At 46.6% G+C, this 21,336-nt stretch carries 18 protein-coding genes; 3 read left to right on the plus strand and 15 right to left on the minus strand.

What is annotated here, in order from left to right:
* Window positions 1-181: 181 nt before the first annotated feature.
* The 8 genes from GQF01_RS35410 to GQF01_RS35445 all read right to left on the minus strand — a co-directional run bounded on the left by GQF01_RS35410 (window position 182) and on the right by GQF01_RS35445 (window position 9,452).
* On the minus strand, window positions 182-2,356 hold the full coding sequence (locus tag GQF01_RS35410) for a hypothetical protein (protein ID WP_161412007.1): 2,175 nt from the start codon (window positions 2,354-2,356) through the stop codon (window positions 182-184).
* Window positions 2,357-2,378: 22 nt separating this feature from the next.
* The gene (locus GQF01_RS35415; protein ID WP_145655164.1) at window positions 2,379-3,557 is read right to left on the minus strand and encodes an ABC transporter permease; all 1,179 of its coding nucleotides are present in this window, start codon (window positions 3,555-3,557) and stop codon (window positions 2,379-2,381) included.
* On the minus strand, window positions 3,554-4,273 hold the full coding sequence (locus GQF01_RS35420; RefSeq protein ID WP_161412008.1) for an ABC transporter ATP-binding protein: 720 nt from the start codon (window positions 4,271-4,273) through the stop codon (window positions 3,554-3,556). Before GQF01_RS35420 ends, GQF01_RS35415 begins: the two co-directional genes overlap by 4 nt.
* A 27-nt stretch (window positions 4,274-4,300) precedes the next feature.
* A complete protein-coding gene (locus tag GQF01_RS35425) occupies window positions 4,301-6,028 on the minus strand; it encodes an efflux RND transporter periplasmic adaptor subunit (protein WP_161412009.1) in 1,728 nt (575 codons plus the stop codon).
* 15 nt (window positions 6,029-6,043) lie between these two features.
* Window positions 6,044-6,646 (minus strand): hypothetical protein, encoded by a 603-nt coding sequence (locus tag GQF01_RS35430; protein WP_161412010.1) that lies wholly within the window; start codon window positions 6,644-6,646, stop codon window positions 6,044-6,046.
* Window positions 6,647-6,746: 100 nt separating this feature from the next.
* Window positions 6,747-8,201: a sensor histidine kinase gene (locus tag GQF01_RS35435; RefSeq protein ID WP_161412011.1), complete on the minus strand. Its 1,455-nt coding sequence runs from the start codon at window positions 8,199-8,201 to the stop codon at window positions 6,747-6,749.
* Window positions 8,194-8,922 (minus strand): response regulator transcription factor, encoded by a 729-nt coding sequence (locus tag GQF01_RS37010; RefSeq protein ID WP_161412012.1) that lies wholly within the window; start codon window positions 8,920-8,922, stop codon window positions 8,194-8,196. The genes GQF01_RS35435 and GQF01_RS37010 overlap by 8 nt, the downstream gene beginning before the upstream one ends.
* Window positions 8,919-9,452 (minus strand): DUF309 domain-containing protein, encoded by a 534-nt coding sequence (locus GQF01_RS35445; RefSeq protein WP_161412013.1) that lies wholly within the window; start codon window positions 9,450-9,452, stop codon window positions 8,919-8,921. The genes GQF01_RS37010 and GQF01_RS35445 overlap by 4 nt, the downstream gene beginning before the upstream one ends.
* 180 nt (window positions 9,453-9,632) lie before the next feature.
* On the opposite strand from GQF01_RS35445, the gene GQF01_RS35450 reads away from it, so the two are divergent.
* Window positions 9,633-11,555 carry a glycosyl hydrolase family 18 protein gene (locus GQF01_RS35450; RefSeq protein ID WP_161412014.1) on the plus strand — a complete coding sequence of 641 codons (1,923 nt, stop codon included), beginning with the start codon at window positions 9,633-9,635 and terminating at the stop codon, window positions 11,553-11,555.
* Window positions 11,556-11,887: 332 nt separating this feature from the next.
* Here the strand turns inward: GQF01_RS35450 and GQF01_RS37130 are convergent, their stop codons facing one another.
* Window positions 11,888-12,103: a double zinc ribbon domain-containing protein gene (locus tag GQF01_RS37130; RefSeq protein ID WP_407945445.1), complete on the minus strand. Its 216-nt coding sequence runs from the start codon at window positions 12,101-12,103 to the stop codon at window positions 11,888-11,890.
* Between the two features lie 162 nt (window positions 12,104-12,265).
* Here GQF01_RS37130 and GQF01_RS35455 point away from each other — a divergent pair, with 162 nt between their 5' ends.
* Window positions 12,266-12,424: a DUF1540 domain-containing protein gene (locus GQF01_RS35455; RefSeq protein WP_157324647.1), complete on the plus strand. Its 159-nt coding sequence runs from the start codon at window positions 12,266-12,268 to the stop codon at window positions 12,422-12,424.
* A 97-nt stretch (window positions 12,425-12,521) separates the two neighbouring features.
* Here GQF01_RS35455 and GQF01_RS35460 read toward each other — a convergent pair whose 3' ends face one another.
* The 5 genes from GQF01_RS35460 to GQF01_RS35480 form a co-directional block, all read right to left on the minus strand.
* Window positions 12,522-14,600, minus strand: coding sequence for a thioredoxin domain-containing protein (locus tag GQF01_RS35460; RefSeq protein WP_161412015.1), 2,079 nt, complete (start codon window positions 14,598-14,600; stop codon window positions 12,522-12,524).
* Window positions 14,601-14,645: 45 nt separating this feature from the next.
* Window positions 14,646-14,885, minus strand: coding sequence for a type II toxin-antitoxin system HicB family antitoxin (locus GQF01_RS35465; protein WP_161412016.1), 240 nt, complete (start codon window positions 14,883-14,885; stop codon window positions 14,646-14,648).
* 386 nt (window positions 14,886-15,271) lie between these two features.
* On the minus strand, window positions 15,272-16,684 hold the full coding sequence (locus GQF01_RS35470; RefSeq protein ID WP_328803599.1) for a YfcC family protein: 1,413 nt from the start codon (window positions 16,682-16,684) through the stop codon (window positions 15,272-15,274).
* Entirely contained in the window at window positions 16,677-17,888 is a 1,212-nt protein-coding gene (locus GQF01_RS35475) for a M20 family metallopeptidase (RefSeq protein ID WP_161412017.1), read from the minus strand. Before GQF01_RS35475 ends, GQF01_RS35470 begins: the two co-directional genes overlap by 8 nt.
* Before the next feature lie 207 nt (window positions 17,889-18,095).
* On the minus strand, window positions 18,096-18,983 hold the full coding sequence (locus GQF01_RS35480; protein ID WP_161412018.1) for a LysR family transcriptional regulator: 888 nt from the start codon (window positions 18,981-18,983) through the stop codon (window positions 18,096-18,098).
* Between the two features lie 198 nt (window positions 18,984-19,181).
* Between GQF01_RS35480 and GQF01_RS35485 the strand changes: the two genes are divergently transcribed.
* A complete protein-coding gene (locus GQF01_RS35485; RefSeq protein WP_202556837.1) occupies window positions 19,182-20,348 on the plus strand; it encodes an MFS transporter in 1,167 nt (388 codons plus the stop codon).
* A gap of 74 nt (window positions 20,349-20,422) precedes the next feature.
* Here GQF01_RS35485 and speD read toward each other — a convergent pair whose 3' ends face one another.
* Window positions 20,423-21,235: an adenosylmethionine decarboxylase gene (gene speD / locus GQF01_RS35490; protein WP_161412019.1), complete on the minus strand. Its 813-nt coding sequence runs from the start codon at window positions 21,233-21,235 to the stop codon at window positions 20,423-20,425.
* Between the last annotated feature and the right edge of the window lie 101 nt (window positions 21,236-21,336).

Consider the following 21,336-nt stretch of genomic DNA (forward strand, 5'->3'; position numbering starts at 1 on the left):
GAAACCTAGCGGGAATCCCGCTTGCTAAGGTTATTCTTAAAGGAACTGGAGTTCGCTATTTCGTGGAATACGAGCTTTTCAGCGAAATAGCGCTCTGTAGTTCCCACTGCGACCGCGCCGACGCAAGATCATAACACAAAAAAAAATGCCCATCCCCAAGGGATGAGCACCTTCTATAACCTTACATAATCAACGTCTTCACCAAACGTTTAGCGTCACCATTCGGTGTAGTAACAACCTCGTAAACGTTAATTTTAACATCATCGTTTAGTTGCTCAGATTTAATCGAACCGAAATCAATAAATTGAATGCCGGACATAATTTTGTCCTGACCTGTGAAGCTCATTGCCTTCGTGCTAAGCAGACGATCTTCGGAATCGACAACTTCGAACACAAGGGATGAGAAGTTAGTGTCTGTGATTACTTGCTCTTGACGTTTCACACCTAAATCCAAACGCAAACGATACGCGTAAGATGCATCTTTACTATACGTAGCACTTACCGAGTAGTCCTTGATAGCAATACTAAACGGATACATAGAGATATCCCCTGTTTCTGGAACTGGCTGAACTGCTGTTTTGTAAGAGCCAATTGCTAAGCGATTCGAATCGTATAAGTTAAGAGCTAACTTATCAGCTGTTTCACTGCCTGGCACCATGTAGGAGTAGTTCAACACATAGCTGGTGTTAGGTGCAATGGACTTCGCAACGGTAGACTGACGAGCACCCGAATACGTGTAGCCTTCTGCATTGGTCAGATCCGTTTGGAAATCTGGTAGATTAAGCGATGTCGTTCCCTTATTCGTCAGTTTATATTTGGCTACGACGGTTTTGAAGCCAAAGTCCGTATTCTCGCTCATTCCAATTTCTACGAGCGATACATCAATATTTGAGTCAAAGAGATTATTCGATGTAAGCTTAAACGGCGTACCTATGGTGTAATTTTCAGCCGAGGTATAGGAGGAAACCTCACCGCCTTGTCCAGCACCCGCGAGTGTCGTGATCGAAACAGGCAGCGATGCTGTTTTGCTATTAGCTGTATTGTTAGAATTGCCCGTACTACTGGTGTTTCCTGTATCAGCAGAATTGGAACCAGTACCCGTATCTGTACCATTTCCTGCGTTAGATTGCGTGTTACTATTCGCTGCACCCTTTTTCTCCGAAACTACCAGCTGCAAGGCATCTGAGTTCAGACCGGCAGGCAAAATACCGGAGAAGCGGAAAGTAGTCGTTTCATTTGGCGATAAGTAGGATGTGCGAACCGCATTATCCGTGGACGTAACTGCCACACTGCTGCGAAGCGCTTGAAACGAACCCGTCAAGTTTGGAATCGTTACGATGCCATCACTTTTGTTCGTCAGCGTGACATTGGCTTGCAAATGCAGTCCATCCGATTGTTTGCTAGACGCGGCCCATGATGTCGTGATATGCAGCCCCTCTAAATCTGTGTCCGGATATTGGGTATCGTCGCCGATTTTACCAACCACGAAGGATTTCGCTACATTTAATGATCCGAGCACCGTCGTTTTCACTTGGCCTTTCGGTGAGAAAAGCAATGATAACCCGCTTGCCTCTAGAGAAGCCGGTACCGCCGTTTGAATCGTTGTTTTAACAGGCTGTTGCGGCAACAACGTTTGACCAGAACCCGAGATAAACTGAGAACCGTAAGTCAAGCCTTTGGCATCTTGCAAATTAAGTTCAAGCGCCTCTGGCAGCTTAATCGTCGTGTTGCTTAAATTTTCCAACGTTAAGTCTGTATAAACCAACCATGCCCCATCTTTGTAAACTTTGTAGCTGTTGCCAAGCTGAGCTGTCACTACCGCATCATCCGCAAAGGTAGTGTCTACCTCCTGAAGATTGATGGCGGCTTGCTGGATAACGGATTGTCCCGCTTCACCCATGGCGGCTTCCACGGATAAAGCCCCAACATCATGCATCGTATTGTAGTTCCATTCGAAGATATCCACTTTAAGCTGACCAGGTGTCAGATTCGCGGGTAACTCAGAACTGAATTTGAAAGTACCGATTTCCCCTGCTTGCACACGAGCGTTTACTTTCTCACTCAGTTTGGCCGTATAGGATACCCCGTTCGTATCCATCACTTTGACGCCGTAGTTGTTAAAATCCACAGGTGTGGTGCCGTTGTTGTTCAGCCCAAGGGAGAAACGAAGCGATCCGTCCTCCGCTCCTGATGACAAGGTAACCTTGTCTAATGTAAAGTAGACGGAATCGTTCAGAAACACGCCTTCTTTTCCAGCGAAAGCCGATGTGGCCAGAGGTAGTGTCAGGAAGCTTGCTGCCGTTAGCATCAGTGCTGAGCGGCTGAGCAAGCGTTTCATTTTAAGATGTTGCTTCACAGGTAGTCCTCCTCTAAGTTCATCAATCAGATCGTAAGGCGTCAATCGGACGCAGTTTGGAAGCTTTGTTGGCCGGATACAAACCGAAGATAACCCCGACCAAGACGGAAAATAAAAAGGCATACATACTAATATCAAAGGAAAGGCTTGTCGTTTGTTTCGGGCTGAAATATGGCAGTGCGTAGGATATTCCGACCCCTAACCCTAGTCCGATAAGTCCGCCAAGTCCACTGATGACGACAGCTTCGACTAGAAATTGGAGCAAAATATTGCGCCTTTTGGCACCAATGGATTTACGAATCCCGATTTCTCGCGTACGCTCACTGACCGTCACCAACATAATGTTCATAATCCCGATACCGCCAACGAGCAAGGAAATAAGGGCAACAGCTACTAATTGATTCGTAAGTGTGTTCGTTGCTTCAGTCCGTGCCTTGAGCAGCTCATCCTGATTCGTTAGCACAAAGCCCGTATCACTTTTGAATTTATAAGTTAAGTATTGCTTCATCGTTTCTTGAGCCGTGTAGATATCTTCCTTGGTTGGTGCCTCTACGTAAGTCGTACGAATCTGCCCCAGCTTAAACACACGTCTTGCTGATTCCAGAGGCACAATGATAGAGCTGTCAACCGAAGCCCCTCCGATGTTAGAACCTTTCGCTTGGAGAGTCCCGATGACACTAAAAACAGCGCCGTCAATGTTAATCTCCTCACCCACTGGATCCAAAGTACCAAAAAATGTCTTCGCCACTTCGCTCCCCAGAATCGCCACATTAGAACGAAACTCCAGATCCGTTGGTGATAGGTTACGACCCTTATCGACTTTCGCTTTAATGATATCCATGTATCGATCGTTGGTTCCTATCACGTTGTACTTCTCTTGCGTGCGATCATATTTAATATTGGAACCATTTTTCGTCATTGTCGGCGCAATGGATTTGAATTCCTCGAAATTCTCAAAATTCATCAGTTCATTATAATCCAGCTGCGTGGCGCGACCGTTACCTGTTGCTGTAACAACGAGAAGATTCGTCCCCATATTTTCATACTGCTTGGCGATTTGTTCCGAAGTTCCTTGCCCAATTGACACTAGGGTTACAACAGAGCTAACTCCGATAATAACCCCCAGCATCGTCAGAAAAGTACGCAGCGGACTGGAGACAATCGTCTGCAGCGACATTCTGAGCAGTTCATTTACCTTCATACGCTCACCTCTTGCTTTACATCGCTTTTGTCAGCGTTATTCCGGTAATCATCAATGATGACGCCGTCACGGAGGGCAACGACGCGTTTCGCATTATCGGCAATATGATGATCATGCGTAATTAGAACAATCGTATTTCCTTGTGCATTCAATTGTAGAATTAACTCCAGAACTTCTTCCCCTGTTCGGGAATCGAGTGCTCCTGTCGGTTCATCCGCCAAAATGAGAGATGGAGAAATGGCAAGGGCCCTAGCGATCGCCACACGTTGTTGCTGACCACCGGATAGTTCGCTTGGCTTATGGTGACCACGCTCGCCCATTCCGAGCATTTTGAGCATTTCGTGGGCCCGCTCGCGCCGTTCTTTTCTCGGAATACCGGCATAAATCATCGGCAGCTCCACATTTTCCATCGCAGATAAACGGGGCAATAGATTAAATTGCTGAAAAATAAAGCCGATCTTCTGATTGCGAAGGGCAGCGAGCTCATTATCACTCATGCGTTCGGTTACGACGCCGTCTAGAATATAGCTGCCCGACGTCGGAACATCCAAGAGCCCAATCGTATTCATAAGCGTCGATTTACCGGATCCGCTGGGCCCGATGATCGCTACGAAGTCGCCTTCTTCTACAGCAAGGGATATGCTGCGCAGAATTGGTAGATCTTCTAAACCGCGTTTATAGGTCTTGACAATATCTTTTAGCTCAATGATATTCATACCGCAATAACTCCTTTCCCGGCAGTATTATCTGTTACCGCCACCGCCACCACCACCGCCGTTAGTCCGAACAGCGCCACCTGCGCCGCCACCACCGCCGCCTTGGAATCCACCTGCTCCGCCGCCGCCAAATCCGCCAGCACCACCTGCGCCGCCGTTTTGTTGGAACTGCTGTCTTAAGCGATTAATTTCATCCTGGCTAAGGTTCTGTTGTCTTTTCACAGCATTAGGAAGAACAACTTTATCCCCTTCACTTAGGCCTTCGGTGATTTCAATTTGCGTTTTCGAACGAATACCGATTTTTACTTCATGCTCGGCTTCTACCGTTCCATCTGCTTTTTTCAATGTGACAATACGCTTGCCTTTTTGCAATTGCAACGCCTCAGGTGGTATGTAAATCGCATCTTTCTTGTCTTGAATTAGAATTTCACCTGTAGCCGTCATGCCATATTTCAACACATTATCTTTGTTATCCGCAGCCAACACAACATCATAGGCCGTCACCCCGTTGGTCGTCGTACCTACCGTAGAAATTTGCGTAACTTCAGCAGGGAATATGCGGCCTGGGTAAGAATCGACCTTGATTTCAGCCTTCATTCCAAGCTTAATATTAGGCAAATCTAACTCATCCACCTGCACCGGAAGCTGCATTTTGGCAATGCTGGCAACGGCCCCTAGCTGCATACCACTGCTAACCTTGGTTCCAACTTGTAAAAGACTAAGAATATCATTGCGTTTGTTAACAAAGTCTGTTGAGAACACACCATCAAATGGCGCTAATACTTTAAGTCCATTAACTTTGTCTTGCGCTGAATCCACTTTCAACTTGGCACGATCAAGTGCAGACTGTTTGGTAAGAATATCATCGCCAATCGTATCATTCGCGAAAGTTGCGAGTGTATCTCCTTGGCGAACCATATTACCTGTTTTCAGAGGCATTGTAGACACCGTACCCGTTGTCCCTGCCAGTACAGTTGTGACTTTCAAATATTGAAGGGCCGCTTTCGCTTGCGAATCAACCGCACGTCCACCGATTGTCACACTGCCTAGTACGTTCGTACCTGCATCCATCGAATTGTCATTGGGAACAGCAATATCAATATCGACTACTTTCCCGCCTTTCCCATCCGATCTAGGATCTTTCGAGATGCTTTGAATCGTCCCCGTTTTCGTAATCATATAGCCATCTATCGTAATATCGACCGGATCCCCTTTGTGCAGTTGTGCAGCGTCTTCCACAAAGAATGGCAGCGTCACAGTCAAATTGCTCACATCAGAGATTGTTGCAATTTTGGTCGATTTATTAATCGTAGCTCCTAATTCCAGGTTCGTTGCATACGTGAGCTTCCCGGAAACCGGCGATTTAACGGACATTAATCCTTGCTGCTCCATGAGAGAATTCAAGTCCTTCTGTGTTTGCTCATAGGTCAGCTGCGCATCCTGCAAATCACTTTCCAGGCTCGTACTCGTCAATTCCAGAAGAACATCCCCAGCTTTCACTGCTTGGTTCCGTTTCAGATTAATGGATTTAATGTTCGATTCAACCGGAATGGAGATCGTTTGTGTATCTTTAGGTTCGAACTGCGCTGTTCCTGATACGGAAGAACGGATATTACCCTTTTTGACTTCATAAGTAACTTCTTTCACATCTGCTGCTTTGCTTTTCTTCCCTTTAGTTAAATAAGCATAAGTGCCACCTGCGCAGATGATTACCGCGATTGATACTATAAACCACTTACTGCGATACCATTTCATGAAGTAACTTCCTCCTTAGAGTTTGGACATGAGTAATTCCATTAACTGCTGCTCAACGCTGATCCCCATGCTTCTAGGATCAAACTGGTTTTCTCCATGTTCACGGTCAATGAAGCCTGACTCTGTCTGTCGATCGGTCTTTCTTTTTTGCATAAAAGCTCTAACTCGCTTCTCTCGTTCCTCTGAGGAAAGCTCCTCCCCTTGATTACCCGTGCGCTCAGCTAATCGTGCCTTTTCTTCCTTGGATTGTTCCTCAAGATAAGCAATTTGCTCTACAGTCAAACCGTCAAGCACCAGCTTGCGTTCGGATTCGTTCATACTTCCTTCATCTATGCTTTTGCGAACGAAAGGAAGTATCGTCTCTGCTTGCTTAGCCGTTATCGACAAATTCGCATGCCGGTCCATACGAAGCAATTCTTGAGAGAACATGACCAGCTGCATCTCCTTTACATTTTGGACATCCTCTGTGGGGCTTTCCTCGGGGAGAGTTTGCTCGGTTTGTGGGGGCGAAGCGACCACGGCCTGCGCTCTGGAAAGTTCAGGCATATGTGTCTGACAGCCACCTAACAGGAAGGAGAAAAGCGTCACACCTATTGCTGCTTTCCAAGTGTACTTCATCTAACATACACCTCCAAGACAAAAAATCCTGTCCAATAGGATCAGGATAAGCTTCAAACATGAAAGAAGTTTGTTTTAGTTGTAAAATATTTGTGAAACTCTACGAAATCCGAGGAAATGTAACACGAAATTCGGTGCCTTCGCCTAATCGGCTGCGTGCTTGGATAGTGCCATGCATGCCAGTGACCAAATGCTTCACAATTGTGAGTCCAAGCCCCGTCCCTGTTGGCACGTCAGAGCTGGATGTTCTTGCTTCATCCGCCTTATAGAAACGATCCCAAATACGTGCTAACTCTGCATCCGTCATCCCTGTTCCTGTATCTCGAATGAACAGATGGACTTCGTGCTCAGCCTCTTCGAGCGCCACAGTTAATGTCCCGCCCTTTGGCGTGAATTTTAAAGCGTTATAAATTAAATTATGTACGATTTGTGCAAATCGATCAGGATCTAGAGGAACTTGAGCAGGCTCATGATCCGGATTAGGTAAAATAAGATGCAGCGCTATCTCATTAACAGCGATCGGTGCCTTCAATAATTCCAACGATTCTTCCAATGCTTCGATCATGATGACAGGTCTAAGTCGAAACACATCGACACCATTTTGAATCTGTGCGAGGTCTAATAAGTCGGTCACGAGACGCTGCAAGCGCTGAACCTCTTGATCACAGATGCGCAGGTAATGCGAGTATTTCTCTTCTGGAATAATCTTATCATTCATGGCCAGGATGAAACCACGCAGTGTTGTAAGCGGTGAGCGCAGCTCATGTGACACATTCGTCAGAAACTCCTGCCGAGTACCCTCCCATTCTTCGAGCTGCTCCACCATGAAGTTGAAGCTCGTAGCAAGCTGGCCGACTTCATCGTGTGAAGTGACGGGGACACGGGTCGTAAAGTCGCCATGCGCCAGTTCAAGCGCTGCACGATTCATTTGCTGAAGCGGGCCCGCGAGTTTTCGCGAAATAATATAGAGAATGAACCCCACAGCCAGAAGAGAGAACAACAGCGGAACAAGAATGTTAACCCGTACAGCAGAAATAGCTTCACTAATGTCCCCAGCAGGGAAATGCAGAATGAAGACCATGGGCTGCTCGTTTAATTGATAAGGCGCGTGATACGTAAACAAATTAATAATTCTTCCGTCCGGCGCCGTTAAGTTCACCATTCCATAACCGCTGTGGCCATGCAAACCATCGATAAACTGCGCATCCATCTGCTTAGGTATCGTGCGTCCCTCACTGTCAGAGGAACCGTTCAGAATATTTCCTTTGTCATCAACGAGCCATACCTGCCCATTAATGCTTCTCGCTAAAATGCGTACGGTATACTTCAATTCCCTCGTAGAGATGGTGCCGTCTTGCACCGAATTCATTAACCGGGTCACCTCGACAACCCGCTTCTCCAGCAGTTCAACTTTATCCTTGTAAAACAAATCCGTAAAATAATAGTTCCAGAATAGAAACAATCCCGCAAAGAAAAGCACACAGGTTGCCAGAAAGGACAAGAAGATTTTCAGATAAAGGCTGTTATATTTTCCCTTTAGCCAAATCTTAAACATGCTGGACCACCTCAAACGAATAACCAATCCCCCACAAGGTTTGAATGTTCCACGTATCATGCTGTCCAAGCTTTTTGCGCAAATTTTTCACATGAGCATCAACCGTACGCGTACCGCCGGTAAAATCAAAATTCCACACGTAACCAAGCAGATCTTCACGAGTGAATACACGACTCGGATGACTGGTCAGGAAATGCAGCAATTCAATTTCCTTCGGCGTGAGATCAATTCGTTTCCCTCCCACGGTTACCCGGTACTGGTCCAAATCAATGACAATATTTCCGATTTCCAAAATTTTGCGAGACGAACTTTGTGATGCGGAGAGATCCGTTGGTACCTGAACCGTACGTCGCAAGACGGCCTTAATCCGGGCAATAAGTTCATTAGGATCGAATGGCTTAACTAAATAATCGTCGACACCTAAATTAAATCCCCTTAGCTTGTCAATAGACTCACCTTTGGCCGTTAGAAAAATAATCGGCGTCTGATGAAAAGGAGCTTCCATTTTCCGAATCATTTCACATAATTCATAACCGGAAATATCTGGCAGCATGATGTCCAGAAGCACTAAATTTGGTTTCTCTTCTATAATCGTGCGAAGAACCTCTTGACCTCGCGGCAGCAGAATCGGTTCATAATTGGAATGTTCCAGATACAGTCTGACCACTTCCGCAATATTCGGCTCATCATCTACGACAAGTACTTTTCCCTCCGAGCTCACTTGGCGCCACCCTTTTCCTTACGAATTTGCTGTTGTCTTACTCGTTCTTCAATGACCTCTGTCCGGTCTCTTCGCGTATGCTTATGGATGAGTTCAATATCGGCCATTCGGCTTGGTGCATGCCAAATCAACCCTCTTCGCTCGCATTCGGACTGGCACAAAGCAATTAGGTCCGCATCTACGATCGGCAAATTGATATCTTGATACAAATAGCCATCCACCTCAATTTGAGCCCAAGTATGCCCAATTAACTGGCCCAGCACGTCAGGATCAAGCCCCAAAGAAGTCACATGTTCAGCCTGCGCATTACGCTGGGCGCTTTGCAGCATTTTGACAGCACCCAACCGATTCCCGCGCCGAATATGATACATTCCGACCGCTATTTGGATTAAAGCGACATACGTTCTGCTGCGCTCATCCCCTGGATGCTCTTTCCAAAATTCTTCCATAACCTCATGGCATTCAAAATAATCTCGCTCCGCATGAAAATGCAATAAATATTCGATATATGCTTCCGGATACTGATTCATAAATCGTTCCTCCACCTTGTTCTGATCACGATAATGACTATGTATACCTCATGTTACTCGAAAGTTGTTCCATCGTCCAACATCGCCTTGTTTCCCCCATGTATTTCTACCTTTTTTAGCGCAACCAATCTATCATTCCGTACGTCTTATTAAGTAGATTAAGAGAAAGAGGCGTGATTTATGAAAGTTGGAAAATGGCTGCTGACAAGTACCCTTTTGTTATCCATGACGATTCCACAAGCTGTACAAGCAGCAGGAGCTCCAAACGGAACTACCGACAAAACAACGAAATACCGCGTTTATCAGTATAATCAAGTGCTTATGGAATTTGCTAATTATAAACAAGCTGAAGCTTTTGCCAAAGGCTTTTCCAATAGTTATGTGGAGGAAATCGGCACACGCAAGTGGCTGTGGAACAACTTCCCTCGTTATCAGGTTTATCAATTAGACGCTACACTTCCTGAATGGCAATTCTCTACCCTAGATGCTGCTATTGCTGAAGCAAAAAAATGGTCCAACGCCAGCGTTCGCGATCTAACATCTACGGGCTGGGTGTGGGATAACTACGCTCATTATCAAGTCTATCAAAATGAAATTACCCAAGATTCTTGGAGATTTCAAACGCTGAATGAAGCCATTGCCGAAGCGAAGAAATGGGGCAATGCCCATATCATTGATTTAAATAGCCGAGGTTGGGTCTGGGACAACATCTCTAGTGACGATAAGACATCCCTGCGCGCCGGAGATCCTATTTACAAAGTCTATCAAGGAACATTTTCAGCTGACAACTGGGAATTCGCTTCGCTAGAAGATGCGGTCAAAGAAGCCCTGAAATGGGGCAACTCGACCGTCGTGAATAAAAACTCCAAAAAAACAGTATACAGTAATCTTAAATCCTACAAAGTATACCAGAACGATGCTTTCCTTCAGGATTTCACTTCATTAGATGCAGCCATCGACTATGCAAAATTATGGGGACACGCAGCTATATTCATGGATGGCCGCAAAATTTGGAACAACTATGCCGCTTACCAAGTGTTCCAGAACGCCGCTCTTATTGGGGAGTACACAAGTCTTCCTGACGCGCTGAACTACAGCGTACAGTACAACAACAGCTCCATACAATCACTTGAACACCGCATATTGTGGGATAATTTCAAGAAGCTGCAGGTGTGGGGATGGAACGGCCAATCCGGTGGCGATGTGATTAAATCTCAGGTCACGAACACAATTGGGCTCGATGTTGATTCACCAAGCTATTTCGAGCTGGCAGACGCTTCTGGTAATCTTAAAGACAGCTCTAATCCCGAAACAGTTGAGTGGCTGCAAAAGAGCGGTCATACCGTGTACCCTCTTGTCAGCAATCAATTCAATGCCAGCTTAACTACGCAATTCCTAGCCAATAGTGCTGCTCAGGATAAATTCATTAAAGCATTAGTCGATCGTTCCGTACAGCTTGGTGTTCCAGGTATTAACGTCGACTTCGAAAGCCTTGCAGGCTCAGATCGCAATGCATTCACAGCTTTCATAACCAAGTTAACAACTTACGCGCACTCACTCGGCTTGGTTATTTCCATTGATCTCCCGCGTGGCAGCGTCAAATGGAATCATCTTTCCGCTTTTGACCATGAGAAGCTCGGCGGCATAGTCGATTACATCGTCATCATGGCCTATGACCAGTTCTATCGCGGGAGTACCTCCGCTGGTTCCGTTGCCGGTCTTCCCTGGACAGACGGTGGGATCCAAGAATTCCTATCTTATGGCATCGCCCGGGACAAAATCATCCTCGGCATCCCTTATTATGTGAGGGAATGGAAACTAGACACAGCCGGCGCCTTGCAGGGTAATCGGACTGTGCTGATGAAGGATATTCCAGCTTTGCTAGCTTCCAAAACGGTTAAACAAACATGGGATACCACTTACGGGCAGTATCGCGTGGAATACCAAGAAGACGGCTTCACTTATGTGTTCTGGTTAGAAGATATGGCTACCGTCAAGGCCCGTTTGGATGTCGCGAAAAAGTATGACATCGCTGGTGTCGCGGCCTGGCGACTTGGCTATGATCCGTCGGAGCTATGGACGATGATTTTGCAGAATAAGTGAAACATGTAAAGCAAAAAGCACTGTCAGGTATATTCCTGACAGTGCTTTTTGCTTACTCTAGATGCCTATTTCCGGCGGCACAATTTTCACACAAGACTGCGCTAGTGAAAATCCAGCACTGCGTGCGCCTCCTGGCGCGCGGTGCCCGGTAACACGTCGGCTGTCAAACGAGGCCTAATTTTGAGGGAACTGGAGTCCGCTATTCGGAGGAAAATCGAGTTTTTCCACTATTAGCGGAACTACAGGACCTTATTGGGTCTCCGAGGTATGTTTTGCCTGAGAAATCGTCAAAATAGCGGATCATAGTTCTTTTGAGTATCGCTTCTAAAGGTTCATAGCAGATTCCATTCGTTAAATATCGTTGCCGTTCCACAGTCCGCGCAATACTTGGCATCCGACTTATTCACCTTAGAGCAGCCTTTGTGGAGTAACGTTTTTTCCCTTGTACAGCGGTTTTTGAGCGGAGCCCCGCATTTAATACAATATCTTTCCTCTTTCTCAGCAACATACTTGCACCTGACACACTGCAGAAATTCCTTCTCAGCCATAGTTTCACCTTCTTGATAGTAGGGTCTCTACTCCAAGTATATGAAGGCAATCTGACGAAAGGTGAATCCTGTACCTCATACTTTTTTCCATTTTCATGCCCAGTCATGTATAAAAACTTGCCTTTTTACCCCACCCTATGAAGTAAAGGAGGTGAATAGACAATGGCAAAAGATGTACTTTGCGAAGTGAATTCCTGCAAAAACTGGGCAAATGGCAATAAATGCAACGCGTCCTCGATTTATGTCGTGAGCCACCACGGCAGCAATCAGGCTCGCAATTCCGAAGAAACAGACTGCAAAACGTTTGAACCTAAGGTTTAATAAAGATCTACTCAACTTAGAAATGAAAGCATGTGGAGGTCCTTTCGGACCTCTTTTTTCTTTCTATTGCTATTGTAACCAATAATGATAATTATTATCATCGAATGTTGGAAAGATTTTCGAGGTCTTCGAGATCCTGAGTCGGCGCTTGACAGGCAAAGTTGTGACACACATAGGCTGTCGCACGTCCTCCCAGTGGCATTTTGTCCTGTACAAGCGGAATAAGCTTGCGGACTTCTTCCCCCTCTTCACCGGGAGGGTGAAGGATCAGCAGCGCATTCGGCAGGAACTGCCGCTGTACGGTGCGCAGCATGTTCTGTGTCTCCGGCTTCGCCGGGTCGCCGGCGATGACGATTTCGCTAGCTTCGCTGTAAGCGAAATCGAGCGCGGCCAGCATGAGCGCATGGCCCGGCGGGTAAGACGCGACAGCGCCGGCGAAGGCCTGGAGCTGCTCATCTGCGGCCTGCGACAGCTTTGCGTCGTAGGTCAGCCTTGCCAGCCGCTGCATGTTCAGCGCGGCTGCGGCGTTGCCCGACGGCATCGCGCCGTCGTAAATCTCTTTGGGGCGGGTGAGCAGCTGTTCGGCATCGCTGCCGTAGAAGAAGAGCCCGCCCTTCTCTTCGTCGCCGAAGAGACGAAGCATCTCTGCGTTCAGCTGGACTGCTTCACGGAGATAGCGCAGCTCGAACGTGGTCTCGTACAGCTCGATCAGTCCCCAAACGAGGAACGCGTAGTCGTCCACGTAGCCTGGAAAAGCGGCCTCGCCGTCGCGGTAGCGGGCGAGCAAGCGCCCATCTTCGCGGCGCAGCTCGCGAAGCAGGAAGTCCGCTGCTTTCGCGGCAGCCTCCGCGTAAGCAGGTTTGTCCAAGGCGCGGGCAGCCTTGGACAGCGCAGCTACCATCAGACCGTTCCACGCGGTCAGAATCTTGTCGTCTTTGCCCGGGTGGATGCGCTTCTCGCGATGCTCGAAGAGCTTGGCGCGGTCTTCCTCCATCCGCTGCTTCAGCTGATCCAGAGGGATCTGCTTCCGCTTGGCAACAGAAGCGAGCGTCGTTTGAATCAAGTTGGGAATATTATGCCCTTCGAAGTTACCCGACTCCGTAATATCAAACAACTCGGAGAAGAGGTCGCCCTCGTCTATGCCAAGCACAAGTTCTACTTCGTCAGGTGTCCATACGTAGAACTTGCCCTCTTCGCCTTCGGAATCCGCATCCTCTGCCGAATAGAATGCTCCTCCAACATCGGTCATGTCCCTCCGTATGTAGGTGATGATCTGCTCCGCTACATCCGCATACTTGGCTTTGCCAGTAACTTGATAAGCTTCCGTATAGGTCATAAGCAAAAGCGCATTATCATACAGCATCTTCTCGAAATGCGGAACCAGCCACTCGGAATCAACCGAATACCTTGAAAAACCAAATCCAATGTGATCGTACATGCCCCCGCGATGCATAGCATCCAGCGTTTTTTCGACCATTTCGAGGGCTCGTTCATTCCCTGTTTTCTTATAGTATCTGAGTAAGAATGATAAATTGTGCGAGGTTGGAAATTTCGGTGCACTTCCGAATCCCCCGAACTCAGGGTCGAATGTGCTTTCATATAAACGGAACGCTTCGTGAAGCGACTCTTCTGTTAATTCGCCACCAGATTGATGCTCCAACAATCGATTTGTTGTCTCTTGAATGATCTGTTCTCCGACTTCGCGGACTCGATCGGCGTCTTCCCGCCATTTTCCTGCAAGTTGCGCGACCACTTCCACCATCCCAGCTCGATTGTATTTGCGGCTGCGTGGGAAATATGTTCCTGCGAAGAAAGGTTTCTTCTCTGGCGTCAAGAACACGGTGAGCGGCCAACCGCCTTGTCCGGTCATTGCTTGGCACACCGCCATGTAGATATGATCGATGTCTGGGCGTTCTTCACGGTCTACTTTGATTGAGATGAAGTCTTTATTCAGCATATCGGCTATGGTCTGATCTTCGAAGGATTCGTGTGCCATCACGTGGCACCAATGGCAAGTCGAGTAACCAATAGATAGGAAGACTGGCTTATTTTCTTGCTTCGCTTTCTCAAAAGCTTCTTCCCCCCAAGGAAACCAATCAACTGGGTTGTACTGATGTTGAAGCAAATAGGGCGATTTTTCTTTTGATAATCTATTCACAATGTTGTTCGTTGTCATAGGGTAACACCTCTTTCAATTCCAACTATTAGAAACTCAATCAAATCAATTTTCCGGCTCCGGAATCGGCTCGCCATATTCTAGCTTAACTTCAATCCACATTCGTTTGACTACTTCTAAATCTGTGAGAAACTCTTCGACCGTCTTTCCATCCGTCTTACAACCTTGTAGCTCTTCGAACCCCCCATAATAATAACCTTCCGGGTAGCTAGGATCGTTAGCAATAAAACGGAATTTATATGTATAATTTAATTTCATGTAATACTCAATATCCTTATTAGACATAAGTCTTTCCCCCTATGACACTTGGTTTATTTTGGTATTAATCCACTTTTAGTTTAGCATACCTCTTCAGAAGAAATCTCGTACGACTAATCGGAATCCGGCTAAAGCTTTACTCAGAGGGAACTAGAGTCCACTATTTCGAGGAAAACAAACGATTTCCGCTCTCAGCGGAACTACAGGGACTTATTTTTCCTCCATGCGACTTTTTTTAGGTGTATGCAGCGTAATAACGGATCGTAGTTCCCCTACCTGCGGAATATGCGCTTTTTCATGGAAATAGTGACCTGTAGTTCCCCTATCCAGCGGAATATGTCCATCTTAATTCACAAAAAAAGATATGAAACTTTTCTCCAAAGAAAAGTCCCATATCTCCCATATCTTTTAACTCACGTATACTTAATCACATTCGCCACGATGATAAATACAGCCCCAATAATCAGCCACATACACATCAAAGGCCAGAAAAATCTCACCCACTTCTGATAAGCAATCCCCGATACCGCCAAGCTGCCCATCAGAGCTGAAGAGGTAGGAAGAATCATGTTCGTAATGCCATCACCTAGTTGGAAGGCCAGTACGGAAGTTTGTCTCGTAACGCCTAGCAAATCAGACAATGGTGTCATGATTGGCATGGTTGTAACAGCCATTCCTGTTCCCGAGGTGATGAAGACGTTCATAATATTTTGAAAAGCGTACATCCCCAGCACTTGAATCGAACTTGGCAAGTCACCCACCAGAATAGATAAGCCATTCACGATGCTGTCGATGACATTTCCTTGTTCCAGCACGACCATGATGCCTCTTGCAATACCGATGATGAACGCGCCGTATGTAATGCTGCTAGCCCCTTTGACGAATTCGCTGGCGATACGACTTGGACCATAACCTGCGCAAAAGCCGGAGACAATCCCCATGGTCAAGAATAACGCACCAAGCTCCTCCATCCACCAGCCTTTTTTCGAAACGCCCCAAATCACGAGACCGAAGCCTATGATCACGGCAGCAATGGTAAGGTAGTGCTTGAGTTGGATGGTAGGCAGCTTGGAAAAGTCGACTTTCTCACTCGATACAGATTGCTCCAAATCATAGACAAGCCCTTTGGTCGGATCTTTTCTTACTTTGCCTGCATATCGAATCAAATAAAGACTTGTCACTGTAATTAAGCAAATCAGTAAAATAACTCGCAGCCACGCCCCTGAGAACAACGGAACTTGCGCGATAGCTTGAGCTAAACCCACATTGAACGGGTTCAAGATCCCAGCTGTAAAGCCGCAAGAAGCTCCCAAGGATATCATCGCCGTACCTGTCAAAGCATCGAAGCCGAGCGCACGGGCAATTGCGATCCCGATGGGTACGAAGACCATAACTTCGGTGGACATCCCCATGGTAAAGCCGCCAACAGAGAACAGGGTAATGAAGATTGGAATCACCCACCTGCCTTTATTGGCAAATGTTTTTGCCACTCTGGAGGTAACCGCCTCAATCGTGCCTGTCGACGAAATGATTTGAAACGCCCCGCCGATGATGAAAATAAAGAAAACGACATCTGCTGAAGACACCAATCCGTGGACGATTGCTTTTGGTATTTCAACCAGACTAACGGGATTAGAATCTACCTGATGATACGACCCTGTTACGAGTAAGGATTTTCCAGTCGCTTGGTCTTTTACACGTTCAAATTTCCCTGAAGGAATGGTATACGTTAGTGCTGCTGCAACGAAAACAAGGATGAATAAGATGACAAAGGTATGAGGCATTTTAAACCATTTGCGAGAACTGTCTTTTGCTGTACTATTCACTGCCCGTTACCCCCTCTCTATTTTGCTTCCAACGTGTAAACTCGCTGCGCACTCGCTGCATCGCCGTCTTGTCGATACATAAATCATACGCGGTAAGGGCTAACGCCTTGGCTGCTCGATTCAGTTCAATCATGCCCTCTTCCGAGCCAGCCAGCTGAGCGAACTCCGGCGTATGCGTCGTGGCATCTCCAAGTCGAATATACGGGTGAATCGTTGCCGTCATCTGACTAACATTCCCGATATCGGAAGAGCCAACGCCTCCTTTAAGTGGCGGTTCGGATACTTCGATGCCCATCTGCTCCAGATTGTTTTGAAACAATTGAGCCAAGGCTTTATTGTTGTTCCGCTCCGCATAAATTAACCCTTCCGTAATATCAACGGTAGCCCCTACGCCTTCTGCCGAGCTGCGAACGGCCCGGTATACTTTTTCTCTGACAATTTCCAGTTCTTCGACCGTAGACGCCCGTAAAATGAACACGGCTTCGCACAACTCCGGTACGACATTCGGAGCATCTCCGCCTTTGGTGATAATGCCATGAATTCTCACATCTTCTTTCACAAACTGACGGATCGAGTTGATCGCCACGAAGGCATTGATTAGTGCATCCAGCGCACTGATTCCTTTCTCTGGCGAGGACGAAGCATGTGCTTGCTTGCCATGAAAGGTGAATGTCGCATCCACACAAGCCAGAGCTCCGCGGAGAACCATCGTTTTATTCTGCGGATGGCACATCATCACAGCGTCGATGCCATCGAAGATCCCTTCGCTGCACATGATGATTTTACCGCCGCCTTCTTCTTCCGCAGGTGTTCCTAAAACAACGATTTTTCCTGGCAGATTCGGATGCGCTTCCTTCAAGGCCAGCGCGGCACCTACGGATGCAGTCCCAATCAAGTTATGACCACATGCATGGCCAATCGCAGGAAGCGCGTCATACTCGGCTAAGAGGGCAATCGTAGGACCTCCAGCTTGTCCTTCCCAAGTAGCGCGAAACGAAGTTTCAAGGCCTGCAATTCCTTGCTCTACCTCGAATCCTGCTTCTAGCAAAGGTTCAACCAACCACGTCTTCGCTTTATGCTCATGAAAGCTGAGTTCCGGATTCGTATGAATTTGCATAGATATATGGCGCAGCTGCTCGTCAAGTGAATCTACAGCTTGTTCAATCTGTTGTTTACTCTTGATTACTTCTAAATTTTCTTGCATCTTGTACTCCCCCTGTCAGATCCCCGTGAATGAATAATTATGTAACATAATGAATATTATTTTATCGACTTCAAATATATAAGTACAATCGATTGTTTTTTGGCCAACCCCTTAAAATTTTTTATAGCAGCATTGTAACCGTGTGATCTCCATGACCTATTCGATTCACGCAAAAAAAATACACTGCCAAGTGGCACTGTATTTTGCTTAAACATATTGGCTTTTCATAAACTGCACGAATCTATCAACAATCGCAAGTTCTAGCGTAGATTCCCGGTAAATCATCCATGTGTTTCGTTTTATGGGCTCTCCACTTTTCCGAACCAGATCTACCGTTTTCAGTCCATCCTGCGGTGTGACAAAAACACCAGGAACAATCGAGTAGCCAAGCCCCTGCTTCACCATTTCTTTGCAAGTTTCATAGGAATCTACCCACATTGTAATCGTAGGCGGCGAGCTGTACCGTTCATGCCACCAGGCTTGAATTGTTTCGCTGAAGGGTGACTGCATGGAACTCATTGTTTTAATTCTAGGTTCTTTATAGTAGATATGAGGCAAGTTCGGAAGGTTATCTAAATCCATATCATCTTTGGAAATGATATAAATATGCTCGTCATGCAGGAGACATCTGGCATCAAACCACGGGTAATCTCCTCTAATGACACCTACATGGATCTCTTCCTGGTGAAGCAGCTCCAGAATTTCCGGGCTTAAAGCGGAGGTCACATTGAACTGCACGTCTGGGCAAAGCTCTTTGAACATTTTGAGCATCGGCGGAAGCTTATATAGCCCATAGTAACTGGCAACTCCCAGTCTTAATGTCCCTTTGACCTCATTTCGCAAGCTAAGAATGTGATCCTTCATTTTGTTCAATTCTATTAGCGTCTTCTTCGCGTAAGAAACGAGGTATTTTCCTTCTGGGGTAAGCCTGGTCCCCTTCGAGGATTTCACGATGATGGACACCCCGAAGTCTTTCTCTAACTGCTGAATCCTATAGGATAGCGCGGGTTGCGTGATGTAAAGACGTTCCGCCGCTTTCGTCAGGCTCTGTTCCTCTGCAAGATACTGCAGCATGATGCAATCCTTCTCGTTCAAAGATCACCCTCCTCTGGGATTTTTTTGCCTATCTATAAAGCTTAGCATACTCTATAGCATAATCAAAAAACTCGTCCTATCTCTATTAACACATATTACACTTTGCCTAAATGCATAATAATGAGATGGTCTTTAGCGTTGCATTCATGTAGTAGGCTAAGTTGATCAACCTTTAAAGAATTATGGAGATGACGAATCATGCGTTTTGCATTTCTGATCACTGCCCTATTTCTCGCTTCACTTAATTTACGTCCAGTAATCACTTCGGTCTCTCCACTACTTCGAACGATTCAGGATGCGCTTGGCATGAGCGGCTCCAGCGCTAGTCTATTGACCTCCCTGCCCGTACTCTGTATGGGATTCTTTGCTCCTGCAGCCGTCAAATTAGGCAATCGATGGAGCATTGAGAGGACGATTGCCTATTGTCTTCTACTCATTGGCCTTGCTACTGCCGCGAGATATTGGGTTAACTCTGAATGGTTGATGCTCGTGACTGCCATCCTGGCCGGCATCGGGGTTGCCATAATCGGGCCTTTGTTGTCCGGGTTTATCAAAGGAAATTTTGCTAACCCTTCAGCGATCGTCGGGGTCTATTCCATGGCACTTGTACTCGGTGCCGCGCTTGGATCTGCTTTCTCAGTGCCTCTGCAGACCTTGTTTAACCATTCCTGGCAGGCTTCCGTCTCATCTTGGTCTTTTCTGGCATTTATTGCCATTTTCTTCTGGTGGAGACCTGTCCGGAAAGCCCCTACTCTATCTGAATCTCTCGGCTCCAACACCCTACCCAAATCAACTAGTTTGAAGCTGCCGTTATCGGATAAACGTTCTTGGTTGTTGACTTGCTTTTTCGGGTTGATGGCTTTCATCTTTTACTCACTTACGGCCTGGATGGCCCCGATCGTGCAGGAAATGGGCTACGGGAAGCAAACGGCAGGCATGATTTTGACCTTGTTTACGGCCATCCAAATGCCAGTCAGCTTCGTCTTTCCAATTCTGGTCAGCCACTTTCAGCACAGAATGCTCTGGCTAATTGGCTGCTCGGTGATGGAGCTAATTGGCCTCATTATGCTCCAGCTTCCTGTGACCCCGTGGTTAACCTGTATTTTTCTTGGCATCGGTGCAGGAGGACTGTTCCCAATGGCATTAATGCTGCCTATCGAAGAAACGTCCAATACGGAGGAAGCAAGCGCGTTATCGGCCATGACACAATCAGGTGGCTACATTATTGCTGCTCTGGGTCCTTTTTTTGTAGGATCAATCCATGATTATGCTGGCAGCTTTCCTCCTGCTCTTATTGGCATGTCGATATTGGTGGCCGTAATGATTTTAATCCAGTTTAAAATCGGTAATAAGCAATCGAGCTGATTCAACCAGACTAGCTAAAAAAATAACCGCTCATATCGGGAGATTCCCCCTATGAGCGGTTTTTCATAGCCTGATCAAGTAAAGACCATATTTTTACCGTAAAAAATTTCGTCCATCTCCCACTTCACGCTCTTCTCAATTTCCAGCTGCTCTTCCTTACTGAGTGAATCCTTGGTGTAGCCGAACAAATAATTGTTCAAATCAAACTCTCGAAGCTTGCATTTCGTATGGAAAATATTTTCCTGATAGACGTTCACATCGATCATTTGGTACATCTCTTGGATTTCAGTCGGAATGTAGTTCTGGATGGAACTGATTTCATGGTCAATGAATAACTTGTGCCCAACGATATCGCGGGTGAAGCCTCTTACTCGATAATCCATTGTCATAATGTCGGTGTCGAAGGATCGAATCAGGTAGTTCAGTGCTTTGAGCGGCGATATTTCTCCGCAAGTGGATACGTCAATGTCAGCCCGGAATGTGCTAATCCCCTCGTCAGGGTGATATTCCGGATAAGTATGTACGGTGATGTGACTCGTGTTCAAATGTGCGACAACGGCTTCCGGAAGCGGCCCCGGCGATTCCTCGAAGGATTCGTTCGGCTCTTTCTCAATCGGACCTTCCGACACCAACATGGTGACACTTGATCCCTGCGGATCGTAATCTTGCTTGGAGATATTCAGCACATGGGCACCAATAATGTCGGCTACGGACTTCAATATCGCCGTCAAACGGTCTGCATTGTACTGCTGGTCTATATAAGCGATGTAGGCTTCACGCTCTTCCTTGGTTTTTGTAAAGCAAATATCATACATGTTGAAACTTAGCGATTTGGTCAAATTATTAAAACCATGCAAGGTAATGCGCTGCTCGGATGTTAATTTCACCTATGCTCCCCCTTCTAATGATGGTTTACGCTGATATTGTCATATAGCTAGCCTTAGGATGTGATCACCGAGCAGCTTCTATTCCATTTTTAGACAGGTAA

It is taken from the genome of Paenibacillus silvestris (assembly GCF_009882985.1).
In the GTDB taxonomy this organism is placed as follows: Bacteria; Bacillota; Bacilli; order Paenibacillales; family NBRC-103111; genus Paenibacillus_E; species Paenibacillus_E silvestris.

Bases quoted from the DNA above. Each gene is read 5' to 3' on its own strand.
- GQF01_RS35435 (WP_161412011.1), bottom strand. From the start codon at position 8,201: ATGTTTAAGATTTGGCTAAAGGGAAAATATAACAGCCTTTATCTGAAA.
- GQF01_RS37130 (WP_407945445.1), bottom strand. From the start codon at position 12,103: ATGGCTGAGAAGGAATTTCTGCAGTGTGTCAGGTGCAAGTATGTTGCT.
- GQF01_RS35475 (WP_161412017.1), bottom strand. From the start codon at position 17,888: ATGCAAGAAAATTTAGAAGTAATCAAGAGTAAACAACAGATTGAACAA.
- GQF01_RS35420 (WP_161412008.1), bottom strand. From the start codon at position 4,273: ATGAATATCATTGAGCTAAAAGATATTGTCAAGACCTATAAACGCGGT.
- GQF01_RS35430 (WP_161412010.1), bottom strand. From the start codon at position 6,646: ATGAAGTACACTTGGAAAGCAGCAATAGGTGTGACGCTTTTCTCCTTC.
- GQF01_RS35425 (WP_161412009.1), bottom strand. From the start codon at position 6,028: ATGAAATGGTATCGCAGTAAGTGGTTTATAGTATCAATCGCGGTAATC.
- GQF01_RS35485 (WP_202556837.1), top strand. From the start codon at position 19,182: ATGCGTTTTGCATTTCTGATCACTGCCCTATTTCTCGCTTCACTTAAT.
- GQF01_RS35455 (WP_157324647.1), top strand. From the start codon at position 12,266: ATGGCAAAAGATGTACTTTGCGAAGTGAATTCCTGCAAAAACTGGGCA.
- GQF01_RS35460 (WP_161412015.1), bottom strand. From the start codon at position 14,600: ATGACAACGAACAACATTGTGAATAGATTATCAAAAGAAAAATCGCCC.
- GQF01_RS35450 (WP_161412014.1), top strand. From the start codon at position 9,633: ATGAAAGTTGGAAAATGGCTGCTGACAAGTACCCTTTTGTTATCCATG.
- GQF01_RS35415 (WP_145655164.1), bottom strand. From the start codon at position 3,557: ATGAAGGTAAATGAACTGCTCAGAATGTCGCTGCAGACGATTGTCTCC.
- GQF01_RS35445 (WP_161412013.1), bottom strand. From the start codon at position 9,452: ATGAATCAGTATCCGGAAGCATATATCGAATATTTATTGCATTTTCAT.
- GQF01_RS35465 (WP_161412016.1), bottom strand. From the start codon at position 14,885: ATGTCTAATAAGGATATTGAGTATTACATGAAATTAAATTATACATAT.